The sequence below is a fragment of the Pseudomonas sp. YuFO8 genome (assembly GCF_035065025.1).
GTDB classification, from domain to species: Bacteria; Pseudomonadota; Gammaproteobacteria; order Pseudomonadales; family Pseudomonadaceae; genus Aquipseudomonas; species Aquipseudomonas putida_AE.
Window position 1 is genome coordinate 43,509 of the sequence record NZ_JAXDEQ010000021.1, and the last position, 23,912, is coordinate 67,420.

The 23,912-nt window shown below is 52.6% G+C and carries 16 protein-coding genes; 9 read left to right on the forward strand and 7 right to left on the reverse strand.

Translation table 11 applies throughout. The annotated features are described in order from the left end of the window. Window positions 1-60: 60 nt before the first annotated feature. Window positions 61-2,826 (forward strand): LuxR C-terminal-related transcriptional regulator, encoded by a 2,766-nt coding sequence (locus SOP95_RS19110; RefSeq protein ID WP_323607938.1) that lies wholly within the window; start codon window positions 61-63, stop codon window positions 2,824-2,826. Between the two features lie 111 nt (window positions 2,827-2,937). Here the strand turns inward: SOP95_RS19110 and SOP95_RS19115 are convergent, their stop codons facing one another. After that, window positions 2,938-4,218: an FAD-dependent oxidoreductase gene (locus SOP95_RS19115; protein ID WP_323607940.1), complete on the reverse strand. Its 1,281-nt coding sequence runs from the start codon at window positions 4,216-4,218 to the stop codon at window positions 2,938-2,940. Window positions 4,219-4,635: 417 nt separating this feature from the next. On the opposite strand from SOP95_RS19115, the gene SOP95_RS19120 reads away from it, so the two are divergent. From SOP95_RS19120 to SOP95_RS19130, 3 genes are read left to right on the forward strand one after another with little or no spacing between them, the layout of a single operon-like run. Further along, window positions 4,636-5,229 (forward strand): hypothetical protein, encoded by a 594-nt coding sequence (locus tag SOP95_RS19120; RefSeq protein ID WP_323607941.1) that lies wholly within the window; start codon window positions 4,636-4,638, stop codon window positions 5,227-5,229. Between the two features lie 31 nt (window positions 5,230-5,260). Continuing rightward, window positions 5,261-6,919 (forward strand): FAD-binding oxidoreductase, encoded by a 1,659-nt coding sequence (locus tag SOP95_RS19125; protein WP_323607942.1) that lies wholly within the window; start codon window positions 5,261-5,263, stop codon window positions 6,917-6,919. Further along, window positions 6,916-7,266, forward strand: a complete 351-nt coding sequence (locus SOP95_RS19130; protein WP_323607943.1) for a c-type cytochrome — start codon at window positions 6,916-6,918, stop codon at window positions 7,264-7,266. The genes SOP95_RS19125 and SOP95_RS19130 overlap by 4 nt, the downstream gene beginning before the upstream one ends. A 362-nt stretch (window positions 7,267-7,628) precedes the next feature. On the opposite strand, the gene SOP95_RS19135 is transcribed toward SOP95_RS19130, so the two are convergent. After that, on the reverse strand, window positions 7,629-9,332 hold the full coding sequence (locus SOP95_RS19135) for a methyl-accepting chemotaxis protein (RefSeq protein WP_323607945.1): 1,704 nt from the start codon (window positions 9,330-9,332) through the stop codon (window positions 7,629-7,631). Window positions 9,333-9,533: 201 nt separating this feature from the next. Between SOP95_RS19135 and SOP95_RS19140 the strand changes: the two genes are divergently transcribed. Beyond that, window positions 9,534-10,343, forward strand: coding sequence for an alpha/beta fold hydrolase (locus SOP95_RS19140; RefSeq protein ID WP_323607948.1), 810 nt, complete (start codon window positions 9,534-9,536; stop codon window positions 10,341-10,343). A 176-nt stretch (window positions 10,344-10,519) separates the two neighbouring features. Here the strand turns inward: SOP95_RS19140 and SOP95_RS19145 are convergent, their stop codons facing one another. The 4 genes from SOP95_RS19145 to SOP95_RS19160 form a co-directional block, all read right to left on the reverse strand. Beyond that, window positions 10,520-12,997 carry an efflux RND transporter permease subunit gene (locus tag SOP95_RS19145; RefSeq protein WP_323607949.1) on the reverse strand — a complete coding sequence of 826 codons (2,478 nt, stop codon included), beginning with the start codon at window positions 12,995-12,997 and terminating at the stop codon, window positions 10,520-10,522. A gap of 10 nt (window positions 12,998-13,007) precedes the next feature. Then, window positions 13,008-14,078 carry a WD40/YVTN/BNR-like repeat-containing protein gene (locus SOP95_RS19150; RefSeq protein WP_323607951.1) on the reverse strand — a complete coding sequence of 357 codons (1,071 nt, stop codon included), beginning with the start codon at window positions 14,076-14,078 and terminating at the stop codon, window positions 13,008-13,010. A gap of 70 nt (window positions 14,079-14,148) precedes the next feature. Continuing rightward, window positions 14,149-15,498 (reverse strand): DUF1329 domain-containing protein, encoded by a 1,350-nt coding sequence (locus tag SOP95_RS19155; protein WP_323607952.1) that lies wholly within the window; start codon window positions 15,496-15,498, stop codon window positions 14,149-14,151. A gap of 20 nt (window positions 15,499-15,518) precedes the next feature. Then, a complete protein-coding gene (locus tag SOP95_RS19160) occupies window positions 15,519-17,129 on the reverse strand; it encodes a DUF1302 domain-containing protein (protein WP_323607953.1) in 1,611 nt (536 codons plus the stop codon). A 452-nt stretch (window positions 17,130-17,581) separates the two neighbouring features. On the opposite strand from SOP95_RS19160, the gene SOP95_RS19165 reads away from it, so the two are divergent. Then, window positions 17,582-18,403, forward strand: a complete 822-nt coding sequence (locus SOP95_RS19165; RefSeq protein WP_323607954.1) for an SDR family NAD(P)-dependent oxidoreductase — start codon at window positions 17,582-17,584, stop codon at window positions 18,401-18,403. 136 nt (window positions 18,404-18,539) lie between these two features. Here SOP95_RS19165 and SOP95_RS19170 read toward each other — a convergent pair whose 3' ends face one another. After that, window positions 18,540-19,487 (reverse strand): AraC family transcriptional regulator, encoded by a 948-nt coding sequence (locus SOP95_RS19170; protein ID WP_323607955.1) that lies wholly within the window; start codon window positions 19,485-19,487, stop codon window positions 18,540-18,542. A gap of 114 nt (window positions 19,488-19,601) precedes the next feature. Here SOP95_RS19170 and SOP95_RS19175 point away from each other — a divergent pair, with 114 nt between their 5' ends. The 3 genes from SOP95_RS19175 to SOP95_RS19185 all read left to right on the forward strand — a co-directional run bounded on the left by SOP95_RS19175 (window position 19,602) and on the right by SOP95_RS19185 (window position 23,820). Then, complete coding sequence (locus SOP95_RS19175) at window positions 19,602-20,669, forward strand: aromatic ring-hydroxylating dioxygenase subunit alpha (RefSeq protein WP_323607956.1); 1,068 nt, start codon at window positions 19,602-19,604, stop codon at window positions 20,667-20,669. A 66-nt stretch (window positions 20,670-20,735) separates the two neighbouring features. Then, a complete protein-coding gene (gene fdhA / locus SOP95_RS19180; RefSeq protein WP_323607957.1) occupies window positions 20,736-21,935 on the forward strand; it encodes a formaldehyde dehydrogenase, glutathione-independent in 1,200 nt (399 codons plus the stop codon). 868 nt (window positions 21,936-22,803) lie between these two features. Continuing rightward, window positions 22,804-23,820, forward strand: a complete 1,017-nt coding sequence (locus SOP95_RS19185; protein ID WP_323607958.1) for an NADP-dependent oxidoreductase — start codon at window positions 22,804-22,806, stop codon at window positions 23,818-23,820. The last annotated feature ends 92 nt before the right edge of the window (window positions 23,821-23,912 follow it).

Sequence of the window (23,912 nt, forward strand, 5' to 3'; positions counted from 1 at the left end):
CAAATCATTTCTACAAGAGGTCGAACACATCGACTCGTACTTTTTGGAGGCTTGCTGCTTATGCGCAGTGATAACCATAAGTTCCTTCGGGAACCCCAGGATATTTTCAACGTAGCTCTGCTCAGTTCGAAGCTGCATCCTCCCAGTTTCGCTCAGCTCATCCCGCGTCCGCACCTCCAGAACCGCCTGATGGAGGCCATCGACACACCGCTTATCCTGCTGCAATCCCCACCAGGTTATGGCAAGACTTGCTTACTTGCGCAGTACTGCGAAAACCTGCGCGAGCAGGGTAAACGCGTTGCTTGGTTGGCCATCGATAGCTCCGAGCGCGAGCTCTCAGTTTTCACCGCGTACCTCAAGGCCATGATAGAGCTCGCAGGCCAACCCCGAGCACGATTAGGGCAGCTCACCCGAGTTGGCGACACGGGGCTGATGGACTCTCTCAACGCTCTCCTCGCCTTATTGGATGGGCACCTGGATACGCCGCTCTATCTGATCTTTGATGACGTTCATCACCTAGCTGGTAGCGACTCCGTCCGGGTCCTTTCTATGCTAATTGAGAGGGCGCCCGCCAACCTCCATTTTGCTCTTAGTTTCCGCGGTGAACCCTGTCTGTCGGTGGCCCGACTTCGAATGCACGGCAAGGTATTCGACCTCGGTGTACGGGATCTCTGCTTAACAGATATGGAAACCAGCGCGCTGCTGGAGATGCATGGCGTTCAAGATATCGATCAGCGCCAGCTCCATACGCTGGGAAGACGACTAGAAGGTTGGACCGGCGGCCTCGTCTTGAGTGCGATCCAACTCCGTCGCGACCCGGAGTTGATTCACAACCTCACCCATTTCTCTGGTGATAGACGACAGTTCGCCGAATTTTTCCTTCAGGATGTATTCAATCGCCAACCTGAAGTCATTAGGACGTTTCTCTTGCGGACCTCTGTGGTAGACCGTCTGTGCGCACCACTGTGCCATCTGCTGACAGGCGTTGAGCACAGCCAAGAACTTCTACGTGAATGCGAAGGGCTTGGCCTGTTTCTCATACCTATGGACGACCAACAATCCTGGTATCGCTATCACCCGCTGTTCGCTGAATTCTTACGGAAGGAATTGCGCGAACAAGACGGCGAATTGCTCCTATCCCTACACGCCCGTGCCAGCGACTGGTTTTCGGAGCAAGGTGATCATCTGGAGGCATTCAATCAAGCCTTCGCGGCGAAGGAAATGCACCGCGCGGCAGAAATCATGGACACACATTGTCAGGACATATTTGCGACCCAAGAGTACGCTTGGCAAATGGTGGATAGACTGCCAAGAGAGATCATCGGGCGCTTCCCTTACATTCTTCTTGCACAGGTTTGGCAGCTTGAAATGCTCTGGCAATTTGAGACCTGCGCAGAACTGATGGAGAAGGCTCGTCAGCGCATACATCAGTTAGAACGCGATAAATTGCTGCCAGAAGAGAAGCTTCGATCTCTCAACCACTTACTTCAACACCGTGAGTTGATGCTGGCACTACTGGGTGACGACCTGTCCACTGTGCAGGTGCGTGCTCAGACCTTGCTTGAGACTTACGATGACGCACATCCGGTGGTACGGGCCAGCCTTTATACGGCGCTGATCAGTGCTCAGCGCGAACACTACAAACTTGGTGATGTGGAGCGCTTAAATGCTCTGGCTACAGAACATCTGAAGCGCTTGCCCAATGACCTGGGCCAAGTATTCCACAACGCGGTTGTCGGTCCATCACGACTGATGGTCGGCCGAACACATGCAGCGATACAAGCACTCAATAACGCCCTTAAGACGGCAGAACACCTTGCCGGCAAGAGCTCACCCTTGGCTGCGATGGTTGCTGTTCTTCTGGCCAAAGTTTACTACGAGCGCGATGAATTGGAGCAGTCGGTAAAGTTGCTGGATCGCTACCTTCCTCAATCAACATTTATCGGCTTCGTGGATCAAGCCATCGCCGGTTGGTTGACCCGAGCTCGCCTTTCAATGATTGAAGGGAACCAAGCAGCTGCATTTTCCACGCTGGATGAGGCGGATGTATTCGCGACTGAGCATAACTTTGAACGCCTACGTCTGTTCACCTTAGCCGAGCGCCTGAAGTGGTTACTGCGCAGGGGCGATACCGACGAAGTCATCCGCCTAGGCCGACGCAATGGACTAAGATGCCCTATCAATGAAGTCTCTCCCACGACTCGAGCAAACACTCGTGATGAGGCACGCGCCATAGCTTGGATCAGAGTTGCGCAGGCTGAAGATCGTTTACCAGAGGCGTTGAACCTGGCGAAGCTTTGGCACCGGTATCTTGAAAACGTTGACGCCATACGGAACATGATTCGGTGGGGTTTGTTAATCACGCACCTTTCGGTGCTTTCTGGAGACCATCGGGCAGCTCAGCGCATGTTGCGCCGGACGATGTTGCAAGCGGCCCCTTGCGGATTCATCCGTGTATTCCTTGATGAAGGGCCGTGGCTGGAAAGCCTGCTTCGGGAACAATTGAAAAACGCAGTCCTCAGTGAGGAACCTGCCGATGCTTTTGCGACCGATTTGCTGAATCGTATGCAAGGATCCGATGGCGTAACTGGCAAACCAAGCCTCGACACAAGCGAACCATCTCCCATCCTTGGCGCGTTGAATAGCCGTGAGATCGATATTTTGGAAATGGTTGCAATGGGCCTGCTCAATCGGGAGATCGGGGGTAAATTGGGGATGACCGAAGGTTCGGTGAAATGGTATCTCCAGCAGATATACGACAAGATCGGCGTCCGTCGTCGCACGCAGGCCGCTGATCGAGCGCGCCAACTCGGCATATTGCGCTGATTAAGTTGGATATTAGTGATGCGTGATCAGGCATCTAACCCGCCTTAGACGGATATTTAGCTCCCCCTCCATGTGCTGCGGAGGGGGACAGCCCACATGGGGTACGCGACGTTAGTGTGACTCTTCTGAGAAGACAATCCCACCATGTGCGCCGAGCTTTGGCGTAGTACCGGCTCCATCGGCCTTCAAATAGGCCTCTTTCCAATCGGCACGATAATCACGGCCTGCAAGGTTGAAGACCGAGGTCAGCGCTTGGCGTCGCAGTTCGCGATCATTCATCAGTGCCACGAAGTTGTCCTCATCCTCTTGGCGCTTGACTGGATTCTTCTCCTGCGTGCGGCGTTTCATCTCAATCGCTGTAGGGTTGGCGATCTCCAGGAAACAGCGACGACGCTCATAGGCGTACCAATCCAGCGCGTCATCGCCATACTCTTCATTGATGACCCCACCCAGGCATTTGCTCAACATGTCGGCGTCTTGAATACCACTGGTGAACCCTAAGCCACCAATAGGGTTGGTAGCGTGGGCAGCATCACCAGCAAGCAGCACACGACCTTGGCGATAGGTACTAGCGGAGCGTTGGTGTACACGGTACGAATTAGCCATCAACAGTTCGTACGGTTGCTCCGGGTCAGGGAGAAATTGCTGGATACGCTTGGGAATCCGAGCAAGACGTTCCTCCTCGGACAGATCGCCAGCCTCACCATATGCAATTCGCCACTGATGGTTATTGTCGATCTTGGCAATTACCGCCCAGTTATCTCCGTTCGCAAGCATTGTGGATGGTGTGTAGCCATGCTTGTCAAAGTCGTAGATGACATTGGTCGCCATGAAAACCTCATCCCAGGTGAAACCCTCGAACTCAATGTCCAATTCTTTCCGAACACTCGAACGGGCACCATCGGCGCCAATTAACCAGTCTGCTTCAAGCGTACGTGGCCCTTCGGCGGTCAGGACAGAAACCAACACCTGCTCGTCATTTTCCTGAACAGTATCAAAGACCACATCCCATAACAGCTCAGTGCCAGGCAGTTTCAGGAATTCTTCCAAAACGATTTCGGCCAGCAAATCCTGCCCAAAATGCAGGTTGTAGGCATAAGGCGTGAGGTCTTCGACATCGCGAAAATTAAGGCGGCCAACATTGCCCGTCATCGTAAAACGCAGGTTGTATTCGTATCCCCACGCCGCAACTTTCTGAGCCGCCTCAAGCAAACCAAGCTCATCCAGCACCTTCAACGTAGATGACAGATACACCATCGCACGTGGCCAACGCAGGATATCTTGCTCTCGGTCAATAACAGTGACCTGCGCGCCCTGACGCGCCAGCCCCAGCGCCGTGATTAAACCTGTCGGTCCTGCGCCGACGACAATTACTCGTTTACCTGTAGCCATCTATAACTCCGGTTCGTTGTTCCTGTGGGCAGCGCAGAGCAGTCTGTGAGTGAGACCGCGAATCCGAGACTGTTCGCGCGACGCAAATTGCATTTACTACTGAACGGCTTACTAGATGACCTACCCAAAGATAGCTTTGGGTCACCAGGAAATTGCGAGTTTCGGGACAAGCGCACGTCGCTATCCTTCGATAGGTGTAGCTCACGCGGTCTACATCAAAATCAGCGCATCTGGACTACTGCATATATCTGCCTCGCTGCAGAAATGCAGCGGGCGAAAACAACAATCAGAAGCGCAGGACCTCATGACCAATTCCGATTCTTTTTGCTGCCCACTCGATGCAAATGGCGGCGACGGGCCTCAGGTATTTCTGCCTAAGCGAATCCGCACTGTAACCATCGTTAAATGGCAATCCGAATGAACCGCCGTGACTTTTTGAAGGTTGGGCTCACCAGCGGCGTGGTTGCCGGTTTCAACTCCAAAGCGATTGCAGCGAGCCTAGAAGCTCTGGTGCTGCGCCAACCCGATTTAGTCATCGCTGATGACCGGTTCGAGGCGAGCCGCCGCTTTGGCGGCGAGGCCGCACGCAATGGTCTGCCTCACCACATGATTGATGGAGACATCACCGACCTCTGGTTTGAAACACTGGATCCACAGTGGCGTCGGCATCCAACGATCATTGCGGGCATGACAGCCCCCCAACCTCTCTTTTGCCTGGAGCGCCTTGCTCATGACCGTGGCATGAGAGTCGTGCTGCGCATCACCCATGAAGCTTTCCCGAACAATCAAGTGAGCCATCACGTTGAAGCTACAGAGCACTTGCTTCAGCCGCTGAGTCAGCTTCTCGAGGGCGCGGATTGGAGCGAGCGTATGGCCAGGTTGGCCGGTGTCTGCTCGTGGGGTGGCGCTCCAGGTCCGTGCCGCTCACACCGCATTATTTCAGGGGCTACCGACGCCAGTTTGCTTGGCAGTCCTCTCGTTAGCTGGGTTATCGCTCCACTAATCAGCTGACACAACACAGTTCGATTTACGAGGTATAGATATGCAAACCCCGCCCGGCATAAGCGCCGAAGACTTCGCCCTAGCACTACGTAAATTCAGCCAAGTGGTAGGAGAGGAATGGGTCTTTACCAGCCAAGAAGATCTCCATCTGTATCGCGACGCTTACTCGCCATACTGGGGAGAGCCCGAAGAAATTCTCGCATCGGCGGCAGTGGCTCCATTAAATACTGAAGAAGTTCAGCAACTGATGCGAATCGCCAACCAGTTCAAGATCCCGATGTATCCGATCTCCACAGGCAAAAACCTGGGCTATGGAGGTTCAGCACCAACCTACTCAGGTTCGGTGGTATTGGATCTGAAGCGAATGAACCGGATCTTGGAGGTTAACGAGAAGCAGGCCTATTGCGTCGTAGAGCCAGGGGTCAGCTACTTCGACCTTTACCGTTATCTGCAGGAAAAAAAGATCAAGCTGTGGATGGATGTTCCTGACCCAGGCTGGGGCAGCATGTTAGGGAACGCCATTGATCGCGGAGCAGGTTATACGGCCGCGCAGTTTCGCAACCATTTCGATGCTCATTGCGGGATGGAGGTGGTACTGGCGAATGGCGAGGTAATGAGAACTGGCATGGGAGCGATGCCTGGCGCAGAGACCTGGCAGCTCTACAAGACCGGGTTTGGTCCTTGGGTCGACGGTATTTTCAGCCAGTCAAATTTTGGCATTGTGACCAAGATGGGTTTTTGGTTGATGCCTGAACCGGAGGCGTTTCTAAAAGGCACAGTGCACCTGTCTAGCTATCGGGACCTCATACCGTTGGTGGACATCATGACCGAGATGGAGAATCAAAAGATCTTCACCGGCTTCCCTGACATTAACAGCCCGTTGCTGGGATCCCCGAGTTTGGCCGGCCTGCACGACTTCCTACTCCACGGCCCAGTGGCACGAGATGCCGAATACAAAGCACTGGCGGACCGCGGCGCGAAACCGGAAGAGTACGAAGGTTACGGCAAGAAACATGGCATCCCATTTTGGAACGGCGCCTTCACCTTCTACGGTCCCGAAAAAATCATTCGCGCTCAATGGGAACATGTCCAAGAACGCTTTCGCAAAGCGATTCCTGACGCAAGGTTTGAGGAAAGTGAGTATTACGATCTGCCCCTCTCGCCAGAGCAGCAAAAGCAGGTCCAGTATCCCGCTCAGTTTGGCATCCCCAACATGCGGGCCTTTTCGATCGGTGCACGCTCTCACTGGAATCCCGCGCCACCTTCCGACGGTCATGCATGGTTCTCCCCCATTATTCCCCGGGACGGTGAAGCCATTCTTAAGATCAATGAAGTGCTCGGAACCGCTGCTCGGAAACTCGGCGTGCCATTTGCTTTCGCCCTCAACGTCCCCGTCCCCTGCTGGGAACGGTGCTTTGTCTTCATCATCCCGTTTTGGATCTCTAAAGATCCTGCAAAGAACAAACAGACGCGGGAAGCGTTTCGCGCATTGATCAAAATTGCCGCGGAAAATGGCTGGGGCGAATACCGTACCGCCACCGCCTTCCAGGGCGATGTCATGGATACCTACTCCTTCAACAACAATATTCTGTTGCGCTTCCATGAAACGCTGAAGGATGCCGTTGACCCTAATGGCATTATCTCTCCAGGGCGCTATGGAATTTGGCCGAAGAATCTACGGCAGGAGAAAAAAGCATGAAGCTTTCACTCCAAGCCATCTTGGTAGGTGCGTCGCTAAGCTGGGCTATAACCGCTGCCGCCGCAGAAAACCAAGGCAAGCTGATTTACGAGAAGTGGTGTGCTCCTTGCCACTCCCGAGGGGAGGTGTATCCCGGCACAACTGCCCTTGATGCGCGATACAAAGGAGCTGTTCCAGCAAGCCTTGAGGACCGCTCAGACCTTTCGCCAGAGCTGGTTAAGTACTTCGTTCGCAATGGCATTTCCGTGATGCCGTTTTTCCGTAAAACAGAAATTAACGATATTGAGTTGGACTCCTTGGCGCGTTACCTCTCTGAGCCTGCAAACAAAAAGCAAGCTAGCAATTAAGGGGATTTGAGCTCATAGGCGTTCAACAAATCGTCCACTTCAGGACTTTAGGAGCGCGGTAGCGTCAACCGATGCATGGCTGACAAACTACCAAGCTCCTCTTTTTTACTGCGACACCAAACTTCCTTTGCGCACTGGCATTATCCAAAGGCCAGCTTCGGTCGACGCCTACGGAGCTAAGTCAGGCCGCTCAATTTCGATGCAGTTTTACCATCATACCGTGCTCAAATACGTTTGAGATTTTCTGCGTGAAACGATACTACGGAGAGTACAGACCTGTTGAGTGCATCCTGCACATCCTTTAGGACGACCGTTACCGTGATTGCGATAACGGCATTCTCGCGCCTTGGTCAACGCACCTTTCAATTCACTTGAAAGCTGCCAACCCATTCTTGTAGTTCGCCACTCAGTTTCTTGAGGGTGACACCGCATTGAGCGCTGCCCTTCACATTCGAAGCGGTGCTGTCAGCTAAATCCCGTACCCGTGTCACACTGCGTCCAACATCTTCTGCCACTGCATGCTGTTGTACTGCAGCAGCAGCGATTTGCTGATTCATCTGCTCAATCAGCGAGACCGCGGTACTGATTTCTTCAAGAGCTGTGCTGGCCTTACCTGCAAGCTCCACGGTTTGCCGGGTGAGAGAGAGGCTTTCCCGACTCTGCGCAACGGCTTCGATAGCAATGCTCTGCAAGCTGTGTGTGAGCAGGTCGATTTCTGCAGTGGACTCTTGAGTTCGTCTGGCCAAGGCTCGCACTTCCGTAGCCACAACGGCAAAGCCGCGTCCTTGGTCACCGGCTCGCGCAGCTTCGATTGCCGCGTTGAGGGCAAGAAGGTTGGTCTGCTCCGCCACTGATCGAATGACATCAAGCACACCACTGATTCGATTGCTTTCCGCCTCCAGACGAACCACCGACTCGGTAGAGCGCTCAACTCCGAGCGCCAGTCGATCAATCTGCCGCACCGTCTCACCGACGACGTCCACACCGGCGGCTGCCTGGCGCTCCGCCAACTCTGCGGCCCCTCGGGCCTGTTGAGTATTATCAGCCACTTCCTGAACGCGTGCGACCATCTGCGACATCGCCGACGCTGTTTGTTCAGACTCCTGCGCCTGTTCCTGGGCAGTGTTTTGACTCGCAATGCCAAATTCAGAAAACGCCTCTGCAACCTGTCCAAGTTGATGGATGCCATCGCCGATTCTAATAACCAGCCGCCGTAATCCGTCACACATTTGCTGCATTGAAGAATACAACTGACCTATTTCGTCGCGCCGATGGCTGTCCATACGAACTGCCAAGTTTCCTTCTGCAACCTCTTGCAGTACCGCTACCGCCTTTCGTAAAGGACTTACTATTTGGGCCTGAAGCACCAAGGTTGAGCCTGCAGCGACGACTAGGAGCAGAAGCACACTGCCGCCGAGTAACTGGAAGATACGCGTTTTCAACGCAAGCATTTCATAGCTTTGTGCGGTATAGGCCTCCTTCCCTAACTCGAGAAGCCGCCCAGCATCTTTGTCCAGTTCAGTGTTAAGCGCCTCGATTTCCTCACGCCCGGCAAATAAGCCTACGGAATCGGTCAGGCGAACCAAATCATCTAGACTTTGAACGTAGCGGGCCGCTGCCGACGCCATTTCACCCAGAACATTCGCAGACGAATGTCCTGGGTGGCTGACCAGCATTCGATCAAGCTCGTGCTTGAGTTCACCGATCAGTTTCTGCGCCTGCCTTGCAGAATCTGCTGAGCGGGTGAGGGCAAAGTCTCGTTGAGCGATCTTTACTTCTAACTGTCGTGCATTGATATCAGAAATGATGGTGATGAAGGTTCCCTGCTGGAATATCGCAGACATGCTGTAGAACCCTATTCCGGCAACACCTAAGGCGATTACCACCAGAAAACCAAAAGCGAGCAACAACTTCTTTCCAATTGACAGATCAATCAAGTTTCGCATTGTTATTTTCTCAGTGTTGGAATACTGCGGAGGTTCCGCCCAGCACGAATATTCATCTGCTGTAGGTATGTGCTGATCCGATTTTTTTGTTGTTTTCATGAGCCAATTGTCGGCGCTCATTCGTAGAATCCATCAAGTATTTTTCGACAACGCCTGCCAGAAGATAGGTGAGGTGAACGATGTTTGGTCTCAATACTGAATCGGACGCCTATAACGTCAACTCGGCGTGGATGAAATATGAAGCGTAAGCGCGTCTTTCCAGAAAGTTAGCCTTCATTCTTTCACATCTGTACAGCGGACTTATCAACAGGAGCGCATTGTATGAGCAGCTTTCCCTTCGGCGATCGCAGGGTTGATCATGGCACTTACATCCGAAAAGAATTCCAAATTGATAGCACTCGAACCATCATCTATCAGAACGGAACGGGTGAACCGTTGGTGTACTTCCATGGAGCCGGAACTTGGCATGGAATAGGTTTTTCCGATAAGTGGGACAATCACTTTACGACGTATTTGCCCTACCATCCGGGTTTCGGCGCGTCGGCAATCAATCCTCGAATTGATTCGATTCAAAGTTACGTCGATCACTACGCCAAGCTTTTTGATGTATTGAGCCTAGATCGCGTTCATCTGGTCGGAACATCACTTGGGGGTTACCTCGCTGCCGAGTTTGCGGCGCAGCATGGCTCGCGCGTACATCGATTGGTGCTCGCGTGCCCCGCCGGATTTGATGTGAAGGAGCACCCGCCAACCGACCTAAGTAGAGTTTCACCGGACCAGATCCCCAATTACCTCGTGCACAATGTCAGCAACCTGGTGCCTTACCTCCCTGAAGGGCCAGATGTAGAATTCAATGCTATGCGCAAGAAGGAAGGAGAATCAGCCTGCCGGTTATTACTCAACGGCAAAATGATAAATCCAGCTATGCCTTCAATCCTGCAAAAAATTCAAACGCCCACCCTTGTCATCTGGGGTAAAGAAGACAAAATTCTTCCGGTAGGCCAAGCCGGACATTGGCATCAAGCCATCTCCCAATGCGAAGTGAACATAGTGGAAAACGCAGGGCATCTGGTGCTGGACGAATCCGAAACCGCCCGCCATGCTGTTCGTGAATTTTTGCTGCGTGATTAACCAATAAGTGCTCAACACCATTGCAATGCCCGGGCCACTCTCCCGACTTCCGCCCCTCCCACTATCTCTCGAGCTGTCCAGCTGAGTGAGCCGTAAATCGCTAGGTACGGCATCACCCACCCGCAGCATTGAAAAAAACGCCGCACTGAGTGCGGCGTTGATTGATCGAGGTCTGCTTAAACGCCTTTCGCCTCCAAAGACGCACGGCTGCATGTACGACTCAGAGGTTTTTGTAGCTCGTCGAACTCGCAAAACCCACCGGCCGCATTTTGACTGTCGTGAGGCTGAAGCTGAGGTTTCAGCAGGAAACTAGCCAACGCGGGCAGCAAGATCAGCGCACCGAACATATTTACCAGGAACATAAAGGCCAAAAGCATACCCATATCGGCTTGAAACTTGATTGGGGAGAACGCCCAAGTAGCCACGCCAGCTGCCAACGTCGCGCCGGTAAGCATCACCACTCGACCCACGAACAGCAGTGAACGATAGTAAGCTTCACTGAGTGACGCCCCCATACGCAGCCAGGCTAACGTCACACTTAAGATATACAGCGCATAGTCGATCCCAATCCCTACTCCCAAAGCCGTTACGGGAAGCGTGGCGACCTTCAGCCCGACTCCTACCCAGACCATCAGCGCTTCCGCAAGAATACTAGTCAACACGAGCGGTACGACTGCCACCACTACCGCTTGCCAGGAGCGAAATGCAACCAGTGCAAGAACAATGACGACGAGATAGACGCCGGCCAGCATCAAGTAGTTGTGGTGTTTAACCACTTGATTGGTCGCCGCCTCAATGCCTGCGTTCCCCGCAGCGAGCAAGAACTTCACGTTTGCGGTGTTGTTCTCTCTAGCAAAAGCTTCCACAACCTCCACCGTTTGCTGGAGCGTTTCCGCCTTGTGGTCTTTCAGGTAGGCATAAACGGTGAGGAGCTCACAACTAGTGTTGAGTAGCCCCCGAGGCGTTTGACCGATCAGCGAGTTTAATGCGGCTTGATTGGGCAGAATCTCTGCCCATTTGAAGCTGCCTTCGCTGTAGGCAGAAGTCATTTGCCTGGCCAAATTTGCGAAGGAGTTGGTTGCTTCGACGCCGGGTAACTGCCCTAAAAGGATTTGCAGATCGCGGACCTTTACGAGCGTTTCGTAGTTAACACATTGATCAGGGGGGGTCTTGACCATAATTGCCATGACATCACTGCTGGTCGCGTAATGGCTGGTCAAATAGGCATTGTCCAGATTGTATCGAGAATCGGCGCGTAATTCCGGAGCCCCGGCATCCAGATCACCGACCTGCAATCGCGAAGCAACGACTAACCCTGCTACCGCCAATATCACTGCGCAGGCAATGGCGCCAATAGCCCATCGCCGCTGGGTGAAGAGTGTCAGCAATCGCCACAAGGAACGCCTTCCTTGAGCCGCTTCCAAGGAATTTTGCTCCTGGACAAGAGCACGTTTAGCCGCACGATCGTTAACTCCTGTATAGGTTAACAGGACGGGAAGCAGGATAAGATTGGTGAAAATGAGAATGGCCACGCCGATACTCGCAGCGATGGCTAACTCGCGTATTGCCTGAATGTTTACCATGAACAGCACAGCAAACCCGACCGCATCACAAACCAAAGCCGTGAAGCCGGCCATAAACAAGCGTCTAAAGGTATTCCGGGCAGCATGAAGACGATGCATACCGCGGCCGATATCCTGCATCACACCATTCATTTTTTGCGCACCGTGACTCATCCCAATTGCAAAGATGAGAAACGGAACCAGAATCGAGTATGGGTCCAGTCGAAAGCCAATTAATGGTAAAATCCCTAACTGCCAAACCACAGCAATAAGGGAGCAGGTCACAACCAACAAGGTACTACGCACACAATGGGTGAACCAAAAAACCATCGCGGCCGCAATTGCTACGGCAATTCCAAAGAATATTAATATCTGATTCAAACCATCAATCAAATCGCCGACGACTTTTGCAAACCCAACGATATGGATATTGATACCCTTACCTTCGTACTTTGCCCTGATGTTTTCCAGTCTTTGGGAAAGCTCACCATAGTGAAGAGCCTTCTGGGCTTGAGCGTCATAATCCAATAAGGGAACAACGATGGCGCTCGATCGAAAGTCGGCAGCGACCAATTTCCCAACCTCTCCCGAGCGAAGGATATTAAGCCTCAACTGTTCTAGGCTGGAAGGACTGCCATCGAAAGTATCTGGCATGACCGGGCCGCCATCGATACCAACTTCGGTCACCATCAACCATCGGGTACTTCGAGTCCACAAGGACTGCAGAAATGGCCGTTCTACACCGGGGATGGTAACAATTTCATCGTTTATTTTTCGCAAGTTTTCTAAATAATCAGCGTCCAGAATGCTATCGCCTTGGGTAGAAACCACCACCCTCAGGGTATTTCCTAAGCCTTGTAGGTCGGCCTCATTGCTGAGATAGTTCTGAATATACGGGTGATCATTTGGAATAACCGCTTTGAAGCTTGCATTCAGGTCAATATTACGAGCACTCCACCCTAAGCAAACCGTAACTAACGCGCAGAACATCACTACAAACAGGCGATTGTTAAATAAAACCCGCTCAAGAATAGTGCCGGCAGCGGGATCAAAGTCTTCGACCTTAGTCGCCGAGGTTATATCAATTTTCATGTTTGAGATCTCACGGCACAGGGACGGTTTGTGGCCCGAGAGGACCCACCGCAATCAAACTTTTTGCGGAAACAGGAAGAACGTAAGCAGTGGGCAAGCCCCGAGTTGGCAGCAGATTGAAAGTACCTCCCCGGTCATGACTAGAGATCATTTGGCCATTTTCCGCCACTAACAGAATGGCGCCATCTGGAAGTACCGCCCCCGCTTGAATGGAAGCCTCAATACCACTGCCTACACTATTCCAAGTCTTTCCATCGTCTAGGCTACGTAACACCTTTCCGCGCAATCCGTAAGCAATAAAGGTTTGGTTTCCAAGAGACAGAATGCCAAAAAGTGTTCCTTCGGAAGGATTTTCGACATTAAACTCATCGGCCGTGATCTGACGCTGAACGATGCCTTGCTCGCCGACGAATAATAGACCCTCGACTGTTTTAACAACGCCGTAGTAATGCAGACCCATCGGGTTCTTGAGTTGGGTGTACAAGGATACCCAGTGTTTACCACCATCTATGGTGTTTAGCGCATATCCAAAGGCGCCCACTATGGTCACTTTTTGCGTATCCTCAACCTGGAGGGCGAGAAAAGGCTTGTCCGGGCCATCTTTGATCAACCGCTCAGCTTGATCGACACTAATACCATTGGAGGTCCCAGACTCATGCAAGGCTGATTTGGAGGCGGCGTCATAGATAAGTTGAGCGACTTGAACACCATCAAGTTGGCGACTCCAAGTCTCGCCACCGTCCTCCGTTCGAAGCACCACACCTGAATGACCGACTGCCCATCCAACTTTTGCATCCGCAAACTCAACAGCCGTAAGCAGCACACTGGTCGGCACCTTGGCTTGGCGCCAACTTTGACCTTGGTCATCTGACAGGACGATACGGCCCGACTCGCCGACAGCTACCAAGCGCTCGCCCGCTTTTGTCGCGCCAAGGAGAAACGTTGAAGCAGGCTGGAGTACTTCACGGGCAGGGCGGTCCAACACAGCAGGCCGCCCTTCCTCGGCACTCGCGCCATATGCAGCGACAACCAGATACACTGCGCTCAACCAATGAGCTGCGCGCGCAATCGTATAAACCATCTCATGACCCCTTGAGCAATAGCTCCGCTCAGTAATGTCCGAGCGACCATGGGCCGCCCGGACCATGGTTTTAACGCAGGGCGTCTTGTACCAAAGCTTCAGCGGAATAAAAGGAACGGGGCTTCGGAGTGACAGGCAGGTATTTTGTGTCCAACTCGCCCAACGTATAAGCCTGTTGTTGAAAGTCTATTGACATAAAAGGTCGCATGATCACACCAGGCAGATCATAGTTCACGACCGGGTAGTTGATCGCACCGCGATAGAGCTTACCTTGAGAGTCCCAAAGGTCTGCGAGAACGATGCCCCAAGTATCCTCGTCCATGTAAACACGACGTTTAGGCACAACGTTTCGAACTCCAGCCTTAAGAGTCGCCTCAACCTCCCAAACACGATGTAGTTCCCAACGAATGACATTCGGATTAAGCACTTTTGGAGTCAGCAACTCCTCCGGAGTAACAGAAAAAAGTTTGTTGGTATTATAAGGAATGTACATCTCCTTCTTTCCGACCAATTTCCAATCATATTGCTCTGGCGAACCGAAAAATCCATATGCCTCATCGAATTGAGTCAAACCGGACATCAGGAAATTCGGCGTATCAAACTGCACATTAGGTAGCTTTCTAACGCGCCGCTGACCAGGCATATATTGCCATGAGCCTGGCTGCTGACTTGTGAAGTCTTGCGGCCAGATCCCTATCAGTGCCTCACCTGCACTACGACCCGGAGCGGTGGTTAACGACCGATGCCATTGAAAGAACCCATCAAAATCTTTTTCACCACCGGGTAAAGCATATCTGTAGAAGCCGTCCATTTTTAGCGCAGCAGTCAAAGACGAACGCCCCTTGCTATCGACCATGTACATACCACCCTCCATCTCCACTCCAACTCCTTTCCATGCAAGGAAGTGGTTCCAAAGGACTTCTGAGCCATTCTTCGGTAATGGGAACGGCACACCACCGTAGGCATTGTTGACACCAATGCCGTCGCCACTTAGCCGCGCCGTAGTAGCATTTTGTTTCGTGTAATTATAAAAAGCCTCGGGCGCCGAAGCTGTGCGATGCGTTGGGTAGACATCAAGGCGCCAGTCAGGATTCTGTTGCAACAGCAACTGCACACTTTGAGATATCCGATCTTTGTACTCCGCCGCGTTTTTGCTGGTAATAACCAAAGTTGGCTTTTCGTCTGGGAACGGATCACTGTTCATACTGCCGGGCTTGTGACCCGCGGGTATGCCTTTGTAACCACCTGACCACGCCGGAATACTTCCTGCCGCATTCCCTGATCGCTCTGCACCCAATGGCGTAAGTTCGTTGCCTAGTTTAGCCGCCTCTGCAGGGGTAACAGCGGCCCAAGCAGGAGTATTGTTTAGAGCTAAAACAAACACAGTCGACAGCAAAAACTTTATCTTGTAATTATTCATAAGTGAATACCTAAGTGCAATCAAAAGGAACGACTAACAGACGCCATCAGGAAATCACGCCCCGAGTAGTAATTATCCGATTCACCACCAAAGAAGTGCGTAGCATTAAGACCCAACTTCCAGTCTTGCTGGTAAGTACCCACTACACCGACAGTGAGATCGCCTCCTTCATTACCACCATAATTGTTGAAGGCCGCCGAGATCGGAGACTTACCTTTAAAGTTGTAGCCAAGACCTATCGGAACCTCAACATCCAGACTTGGCATCACCTGGAAGTATTGAAAGGTTGTGACCCCGCGAATACCGTAAACCGAATCATCTAAGCTAGTGTCACGCTGCTCCTTGTTTCTGGTTACTTCAAGGAGTTTATGTCCTGCCAACTCTGCAGCGATACTGACGCCATCCCAAGCGGGACCAGCAGTTCCGACCCAGATAGCAGATATCTGGGCGTGGAGTGTATTACCCAGGACATCTGGGACAAGTACATTGCCGTTCGCCCGAAGCGCTACACCATCGCGATAAGATATTTCCCCTCCAAGATTCAATGAACCATAAGACATGTTGGCGCTTAACCCATAAAGCTCAATCTTCTCCTTATAATCCAGAAAATATTGCCCAATTGAACCACTTGCTGGATCAAACGCTCCTGAAAGAACTGTATTTACACGGGGAGCTTTGTCATTGTAGCGAAGAGCATAGGCACCAATATCGAGGTTCAAGTCTACCGGCCGCCAACGCACCGAAACCCCATATTGCCCAGCGTCCGGCTCCTTATCCGAAGTACGATAAAAATATGCGTCAGGACCAGCGATGATTCGTTCACCCCCTTCATCCAAAAGATCGACCGAGGATAAATAACTTCCAGCAGGAGGGATACGAGTTTTCTCCCATTCAAACTGGTAATAACCTTCGACTACCCAACTATCAGATAGGAGCACACTCATCGAAAGCTGGTTAGTCGGCAAAAATACTTCCTGCGCTTTAATATTAGGAACGCTTAGAGCTTTATAGGCATCCACAGGCGCCATGCCGGCGGCGACGCCGTTATCGGTAAAAAACAAACTTTCGCCCCAAATAAGCGTGTGTTGCCCTAATCGCATGCTGACCGGCACATCCATTGGCGTAAACTGACCGGACACAAAGGCGTTCATTAACTCGATTTTCTTACCGGCCCACTTTTCAGTCTGGTCGGTAAAATGATCGCTGCTCACTGAGTACGGGTTAAATGTCGCCGGCGAGTTGTTATCGTTGCTGCGGTTGTAGACGTTGTCGTACCAAGCAGCACCACTCAGACTCAGTCCAAAGTTTTTCCAACGGGCGTTGAACTCACTCAACCAATCAAATCGATTCATGATCAATGAACCTTTATCAAAATTTCGATCAGGATCATCTACGTTTGGGTTGGCCAAGTTTTTATCGTTGGGTTCACCGAGGCGGGAACCCAAGGAATACTTGAGGGTGTTGGTCCAGTTAACGTCGACTTCACCAACGTCAAACTGTGCTGCGCGAACAGGTGAACTGCTCAACGTTGCTAAAGCTAGGCCCAGAAGCGCAGCTGAGGGCAACGACGTCGATGACAAATCTCCCTTTTTTCTAGCGTTGAAACAGATATGTTTTTTATTAATCGCCATTATTATTGTTCTCCGATTATCGGTAAGGCTCGTATTTTTAGCAGGCAGGTGAAGCCTGACTTTTGAGTCCTATCCAGCTGCCAGGTAGCTGCTGTGAACCGAACGTACGGAGATGGCACAACCGGGAGCACCTATCCAAAGATAGACTCGCCTTTCTTGAATCCCCCCTCCTTGCACCAAAGCTGGCGGCAAACTCGCGTACAACCGTTCACGTCACCGCCGTCTTTCTTATTTGGCCAACATCGCGAGATAGAGCTCTTGCGCGCTCCTGTTTTCCCTTCCAACGCCGCAATAGGGCACGTAGTCATGTCAGCGCAAGCTGACTGCCGAGCTGAATTAGTCCAGGGCAAAACCGCTTATCTTTCCACCCAACCGCCATCCGATAGGTGCTGTATGACCCGCCTCTCGGTAATAACAATTCTCCATCCAATACAACAACAGCGAGATTTGAGATGAGTACAGCCTCACGTTTGTTCGACGTATCTGGTCGAATTTGTGTAGTCACTGGTGGAGCAAGCGGTATCGGACTGGCCTGCGCAGAAGCGCTTGCAGAAAATGGTGCCAAAGTCACCCTGATGGATATCAACGCCCAGTGCCTCCACGACACAGTATCTTCGCTCACCAGCCGCGGCTTTGAAGTACGTGGCGAACTCGTAGACGTCAGTAACCAGGCGTCGGTCGCAAGTGCATTTCAAAACACAGTCAATCATTACGGCAGGCTAGACGTGGTGTTCGCGAATGCAGGGATCGATTCGGGTCCTGGTTTTCTTGGGCGCGAGGGGCAGCGACTTTTGGAAGGTAGCTTAGAAAATCTCGACCTCCGTAATTGGGAGCGAGTCATGGCTATCAATCTGAATGGCGTGCTGTACTGTCTGCAGGAGTCAGCCAAACATATGAAACCCCAAGGTTCTGGCAAGATCGTGGTGACAACATCGATTGCAAGCTGTCTCAATGCCGCCTGGGTTGGCACGTCTTACTTCCCAGCAAAGGCCGGCGCATCCCATTTGACGCGTCAAGCCGCTCTAGAGCTGGCCAAGTACAACATTCAGGTGAATGCCATTGCTCCGGGAGCATTTGCCACCAATATCGCAGATGGCCATGTCAAAGATCCTGAGATGCGTCGGTTGTTGGAGGCCGGAAACCCGCAGCATCGCGTTGCTGAACCGGCAGAAATCAAGGGGGTTGCGCTCCTCCTCGCCTCTGCAGCGTCTTCCTACATCACCGGCAGCGAAATCGTTATCGACGGTGGCGCCCTACTAGGCCAAGCAGACTAATTCGATCCACTGAACCAAGCTCCACCTGCTCGCAGCGCCAACCCAAGGTTGGCGCTTCCGATATAGAAACCAAAGATTCAACTCACGCCATTCAGCCAATCCGTATGGGCCAGCCACTAGCGTTCGAGTTCAATGGCTATGCCTTGCTGTAGCGCAACGGGGGTACTCCAAATCGCCTGCGAAAGACCTCACGAAAGGCACGTTCTGATTGATACCCCACGGCTTCAGCCACCCGAGCAACCGGATTGCCTGCGCGCAGGTGCTCCGCCGCCACCTGCATCCGAAGATCAATCAAATAATCGATGGGTGACTGACCGACCAGTCGAGTGAAACGGCGACCAAAGGTATGGCGAGACATTCCCGCTTCTTCGGCCAGCGACTCAGTGGTCCAGTGCTCACCAGGGCGCGCATGCATAGAAACCAAAGCCTGACGAATGCGCCGATCAGCCAGCCCCTGCAGCCAGCCGCTACTCTCTCCTGGAACGGACAGCGCATGAGCTCGGATAAAACTTGTAAAAATCAAGTTTGAAAGATGCGCAGCAGTCGCTACGTAACCGGCACGGTTAGCCGTATCTTCGCTGACGAGAAACTCCAGCATTGAATTCATCCAGGGGAACATGCCGCTGGCACTCCCATGTAGGTGGATCATTCGTGGCAACGACCGTAACAAAGGATTGCTGTCCGCGGCCTGAAGCAAAAAGGCGAGAATCATCATGCGCCCGACCTTTTCTCCCTGCCCCAATTCCAGTCCAGAAATAGGAGCCGCCTGCCGTTCCCCGGCGACCAGCAGTGGTAATCCTCTCGCGTGCCAGTAATCCATCAAATCAATGCAGTCGGCGTCAGGGCTCGAAGCCACCGTATAGGCTGCACCATGCAATATCAAAACCGAGTCGCCCGGCTCAAGCCGAACTGGAGCTTGTCCAGACAACATCAACCAAAGTGGGGCATCGAGGCAACACAACGCGAAGGCACTGGCAGCTGAAAAACTGGGCACACTCAGCCCCCACGGGTCCCCCAGTGCATAGATGCCCCCCGAGTTCACCTCTACCTTAAGAGATAAAAGTACTTCGCCTAGAAGATCCACGCGCCCCCCAATGTGATGAATTCAGCCGAAAAACGATGCAATACGGCATGGAAGACTAATCCTCGCATCCATATGCTGGCGATACAAATACAACAACAAGCCGCCGGAGGAATTATGTATTTGCACAACTGCTGGTATGTGGCAGCGTGGAACTATGAGGTCACTGACGGGCTGGTTGCTCGCACCATCATCAATGAGCCAATCGTGCTCTATCGCTTGGAGAATGGAGCCATCGCCGCGCTCCAGGACCGCTGCTGCCATCGCTCGGCGCCGTTATCCATCGGGAGAAAAGAAGGCGACTCCGTTCGCTGCATGTACCACGGTCTGAAGTTTGACAGTTCAGGCAAATGCACCGAGATACCTGGTCAAGATACCGTCCCTGCGCAGACATGCGTGCGTAGCTTCCCTGTCATTGAACAAGACAGTTGGGTATGGGTCTGGCTCGGCGACCCACAGGAGGCAGATCCCGCGCTTATCCCTCCAGCTGTAGGTCATGATCATCCAGATTGGATTTTTAGATCGGGCAGCATCGAGTATCAAGCCAACTATCAGTTGGTTAACGACAACCTGTTAGATTTTTCGCACCTCTATTTCCTCCATCCAGAAAGCTTCGGCATGGGGATAGATTGGGCCCATGTTCGACCGAAGGTCAGCCGACTCGACCGCGGAGTACGTGTCGAACGTTGGTTACCTGCACAACCGACACCGAATCACATTAAAGGGGTCGTAGATTCTGACACGGTGGATATTTTCACGGCTTACGATTATCTGGCACCCGGTGTGATGGTGATGAACTCGTACAGTTTTCCGCGCGGCACCCTAGAGCAATTCAATGGTGAAAAGCCGCAAGGTGTGGCTCCCATTACTCACGACGTCACATGCCAAGCCATCACGCCAACCAATGACGATACCTCTCGCTACTTTTTCTCATGGGCGCCGAATCGCCACGCTCTTGCCGGATGCAGCGAGAAACTTGCCGATGACATGATCGCCATCGCACGAATGGCCTTCGAGGAGGATCGGATCATGATTGAAGCTCAAGCTCGCGTCCTTCAACACACGCCAAATCCAAAGCAGGTACCGATTGCTTTCGACAATGCCTTGTCTCAGATGCGCTGGGTTCTGGATAAATTAAAGAAAGAAGAGAGGGCACGGGCTCAACTGGTCGCCACCTCACAGTAATTCTGGCGCAACGTAAGTGATTGCGGCATTAAACGTCGGCGAACTCACAACAAAGGAGAACAATATATGTCTGGTAATCGCGGTGTGGTGTATCTGGGGGCGGGCAAAGTTCAAGTGCAAAATATCGACTACCCGAAGATGCAAGATCCTCGGGGCCGGAAGATCGAGCACGGTGTCATTCTCAAAGTGATATCCACCAACATCTGCGGCTCCGACCAGCACATGGTGCGCGGTCGTACCACCGCACAGGTAGGCCTAGTCTTGGGGCATGAGATCACCGGTGAAGTGATCGAAAAAGGCAGCGACGTCGAAAGCCTGAAAATTGGCGACCTGGTGTCCGTACCGTTCAACGTGGCGTGCGGGCGCTGCCGTTCCTGCAAGGAGCAACACACCGGCGTCTGCCTGACCGTCAACCCGGCTCGTGCCGGTGGCGCTTACGGTTACGTCGACATGGGCGACTGGACCGGTGGCCAGGCCGAATACGTGCTGGTGCCATACGCCGACTTCAACCTGCTGAAACTGCCAGACCGAGACAAGGCCATGGAGAAAATCCGTGACCTGACCTGCCTTTCCGATATTCTGCCAACCGGTTATCACGGTGCCGTGACGGCCGGCGTTGGCCCAGGCAGCACCGTCTACATCGCCGGCGCTGGTCCCGTCGGCTTGGCGGCAGCCGCTTCGGCGCGCCTGCTGGGTGCTGCAGTGGTGATCGTCGGCGACGTCAACACCATCCGCCTGGCCCACGCCAAGGCTCAGGGTTTTGAAATCGTCGATCTGTCGAAAGACGCGCCTCTGCACGAACAGATCGCTGCGCTGCTGGGCGAACCGGAAGTGGATTGCGCAGTGGACTGCGTCGGTTTCGAAGCCCGTGGCCATGGTCATGACGGTGTCAAGCATGAGGCCCCAGCCACTGTGCTCAACTCATTGATGGGCGTAGTGCGCGTGGCAGGAAAGATCGGCATCCCCGGCCTCTACGTAACCGAAGATCCAGGTGCAACAGATGCCGCGGCGAAAATGGGCAGCTTGAGCATTCGCTTTGGTCTCGGCTGGGCCAAATCCCACAGTTTTCACACTGGCCAGACCCCGGTGATGAAGTACAACCGCCAGCTGATGCAGGCGATCATGTGGGACCGCATCAACATCGCAGAAGTAGTCGGTGTGCAGGTCATTGGTCTGGATCAGGCGCCGGAAGGATATGGCGAGTTTGACGCCGGTGTGCCGAAGAAATTTGTCATCGATCCGCATAAGACCTTCAGTGCAGCCTGATTTTTAACTGGCTCCCTGGCGTGGCGGCTCCCTGTCGCTGCGTCTTGGTGGCTTATTTGCCTGCCAGAATTGCGCCTTCCCCATCTTGTATTCGCTGGCTGTGCATCTACGGTTCGGCCCCGTAAATACCACTCGTCAAAGAACTCTGCGCACTACCGAAAGATAGGACCAATTCGTCTTCAGGCGTCGCAACCTGAGGCTAATTTGTTCCCTTAGGAGACGAAGAAGTGAAAACAAAAATAAAATCGATCGCGTTGCTGGCGTGTCTATTCGGGGCAATGGCCGTTTTACTAATATCACCTGCTCCCCGCAATCATGTCACCCAGGTGCCGAGCGCCTGTCAGATAGCGAATGCACCATGCAATCTGCCGCAAGGCTTTCGAGGATGGCCCTCAACTCCTTAATTGGCGATGCAATATTTCTAAAATCAACTGTTGAACTGAGAGGGAATGCCACAGGCGAATGACGCTATTTCGTACTTGGCATCAAATCGATGATTTTCACTATCGCTCATATACAAGAGCTTACCGCGGTGCGATTCGAAGTCGCAGATCAAGAATTGCTCGTGGAGTTCGCTCCTTCACATCCGGGTAACCAGAGGCGCACTCTTCAAATCCGATTTGGTAGTGTAGCTGCACGCGAGCTTATCAATGCAATCCTGGCATTTGAGTCAGCCTCTGATCGCCCGATACCAACGCTACTTATTGAGTGAGGAGCAAGGGTTAGACCTGGTGTGAATCGATACCCTTTCAGGGCCAGTTTGGCATTAATGCAATGTCGCAATAGTGCTTTCCAGGTATTCAACTTCATTAATGCTTCCGTTGGCTGAGCCATTGAGCAACAACCAAAACAACAAGAGGGGAGTCATATGCAAAACGAAGCTTGGGTCATCGCTCAGCCTTCACTCGGTGAGTACAACCCAGAATGTCTGCGCTGGGAAAGAAGACCAATTGCCGAGCCTCGTGAAGGTGAAGTGCTGGTAAAGACCTTACTGATTTCGTTGGACCCCACTAGCCGTAACTGGTTGAAGCTTGAGCCCAGCTCTACCTATCTACCACTTGCAGTAGGGAGTGTAATGATCGGCCAGGCTGTAGGAATAGTTGAGGCGTCTCGCTCACCGGATTTTGCACCGGGCGACATGGTCAAAGGTATGTGGGGTTGGGAGCGCTACTCGATTGCTCAACCGATGCTCATCGAGCGTTTCGCCAAAAGGTCACATATACCGCTAGAGGCGTATCTATCAATTTTTTCGCATGTTGGTCGCGCAGCGGCCATCGGGCTTTTTGAGATTGGGCAAACAGGTCCGAATGACGTCGTGGTTGTATCGGGAGCTGCGGGTGCGACCGGATCGATAGCCGCACAGATGGCAAAAGCTCAGGGCAATCGTGTCATTGGCATCGCCGGCGGCCCAGAGAAATGCAGCCTATTGATCAACGAGTTTGGCCTGGATGCCGCAATTGATTACAAGCGCGAAGACGTGGCAGATGCTTTGAATCACCTGTGCCCCGAGGGCATCGACGTCTACTTCGATAATGTTGGCGGCTCGATTCTTGACGCTGTACTTTCCAACATGGCAATTGGTTGCCGAATCGTGGTGTGCGGGGCTATGTCGCAGTACGACCTGGCCGATCCGGGGCACGCCTACGGATGTAAAAATCTGCCGCAGGTATTATTCAGAAGGGCCCATATCCAAGGCTTTGTTGTTCCAGATCTTTCATCTCGAATGCGAGAGTTCGACGCGATCCTTGAGCGCTTTTACGAACGCGGACACATTCAGCATCGTGCTCATGTTGTAGAAGGGCTTGAGCTTGCTCCGGAGGCCTTGAAACATGTTTTTCGCGGTAGCAACGATGGCAAACTCATGGTTAGGGTTGCGTCAATCTAGGGAGATGCCATATCCCGCAGCTGCCAACGGGTGAATATGAGAAACGGGTCGTCAGATCCGTTTTTCGCTTGGGACAACTCAAGTGACAACTC

What these genes read in the sequence shown, in the direction of transcription:
- SOP95_RS19120 (WP_323607941.1), top strand. Translation starts at nt 4,636, where the DNA reads ATGAACCGCCGTGACTTTTTGAAGGTTGGGCTCACCAGCGGCGTGGTT.
- SOP95_RS19165 (WP_323607954.1), top strand. Translation starts at nt 17,582, where the DNA reads ATGAGTACAGCCTCACGTTTGTTCGACGTATCTGGTCGAATTTGTGTA.
- SOP95_RS19145 (WP_323607949.1), bottom strand. Translation starts at nt 12,997, where the DNA reads ATGAAAATTGATATAACCTCGGCGACTAAGGTCGAAGACTTTGATCCC.
- SOP95_RS19150 (WP_323607951.1), bottom strand. Translation starts at nt 14,078, where the DNA reads ATGGTTTATACGATTGCGCGCGCAGCTCATTGGTTGAGCGCAGTGTAT.
- SOP95_RS19110 (WP_323607938.1), top strand. Translation starts at nt 61, where the DNA reads ATGCGCAGTGATAACCATAAGTTCCTTCGGGAACCCCAGGATATTTTC.
- SOP95_RS19130 (WP_323607943.1), top strand. Translation starts at nt 6,916, where the DNA reads ATGAAGCTTTCACTCCAAGCCATCTTGGTAGGTGCGTCGCTAAGCTGG.
- SOP95_RS19115 (WP_323607940.1), bottom strand. Translation starts at nt 4,218, where the DNA reads ATGGCTACAGGTAAACGAGTAATTGTCGTCGGCGCAGGACCGACAGGT.
- SOP95_RS19160 (WP_323607953.1), bottom strand. Translation starts at nt 17,129, where the DNA reads ATGGCGATTAATAAAAAACATATCTGTTTCAACGCTAGAAAAAAGGGA.
- SOP95_RS19185 (WP_323607958.1), top strand. Translation starts at nt 22,804, where the DNA reads ATGCAAAACGAAGCTTGGGTCATCGCTCAGCCTTCACTCGGTGAGTAC.
- SOP95_RS19140 (WP_323607948.1), top strand. Translation starts at nt 9,534, where the DNA reads ATGAGCAGCTTTCCCTTCGGCGATCGCAGGGTTGATCATGGCACTTAC.
- SOP95_RS19175 (WP_323607956.1), top strand. Translation starts at nt 19,602, where the DNA reads ATGTATTTGCACAACTGCTGGTATGTGGCAGCGTGGAACTATGAGGTC.
- SOP95_RS19135 (WP_323607945.1), bottom strand. Translation starts at nt 9,332, where the DNA reads ATGAGCGCCGACAATTGGCTCATGAAAACAACAAAAAAATCGGATCAG.
- fdhA (WP_323607957.1), top strand. Translation starts at nt 20,736, where the DNA reads ATGTCTGGTAATCGCGGTGTGGTGTATCTGGGGGCGGGCAAAGTTCAA.
- SOP95_RS19155 (WP_323607952.1), bottom strand. Translation starts at nt 15,498, where the DNA reads ATGAATAATTACAAGATAAAGTTTTTGCTGTCGACTGTGTTTGTTTTA.
- SOP95_RS19125 (WP_323607942.1), top strand. Translation starts at nt 5,261, where the DNA reads ATGCAAACCCCGCCCGGCATAAGCGCCGAAGACTTCGCCCTAGCACTA.